This window comes from Bacillus sp. J14TS2 (genome assembly GCF_018333015.1).
In the GTDB taxonomy this organism is placed as follows: domain Bacteria; phylum Bacillota; class Bacilli; order Bacillales; family Bacillaceae_C; genus Lederbergia.
The window spans coordinates 1-637 of record NZ_BORE01000053.1; the positions used below are offsets into that span (position 1 = coordinate 1).

Sequence of the window (637 nt, forward strand, 5' to 3'; positions counted from 1 at the left end):
TCAAATATCGCGAAAACATGGCTTATGACAAAAGCACAGATACCTATACCTGCGCTAATAATCAGCAGCTGTATGTCACCCGAAACTACACGCGGACCTCGCAAACCGGCTACCAATCTCAGGTAACTGTCTACGAATGTGAAGATTGTACAGGTTGCCCGCTCAAAGAAAAATGTACGAAAGCGAAAGGGAATCGTCAACTGCATGTAGCTAAGGAGTTTCTGGCTTACCGAGAAACAGCACAAGAAAATATTCTAACAGAAGCAGGCACGCTGTACCGTATGAATCGTTCCATTCAGGTGGAAGGAACATTCGGCGTACTGAAAGAAGATTATCAACTGAAGAAGTTTCGTACGAGAGGAACAGGCAATGTACGAAACGAGCTTTTGATTCTGGCATTTGGTTATAATCTCAATAAAATACATAAGAAAATCCAAGCTGATCGCCTGGATCTTTATTATCATCCGTTAAAGACAGCTTAAAAATTTTTAGAAGGCGAAGCTTATTTAAGTGCGCCAAAAAACGAACAATTTCTTTTTATCACCAACAATAAGATAGTGAATCTCAAAAAGAAATATCCTAACATAGAAAAAAGAGCTGTCATCAAATGCATATCATGCATTTTGCGACAGCTCCT

Annotated in this window: 1 protein-coding gene; it reads left to right on the forward strand. The window is 39.7% G+C overall.

The features are described 5' to 3' along the window. A partial coding sequence (locus KI375_RS27020) for a transposase (protein ID WP_212976442.1) occupies window positions 1–482 on the forward strand: 482 nt, incomplete at its 5' end. Window positions 483–637: the final 155 nt, after the last annotated feature.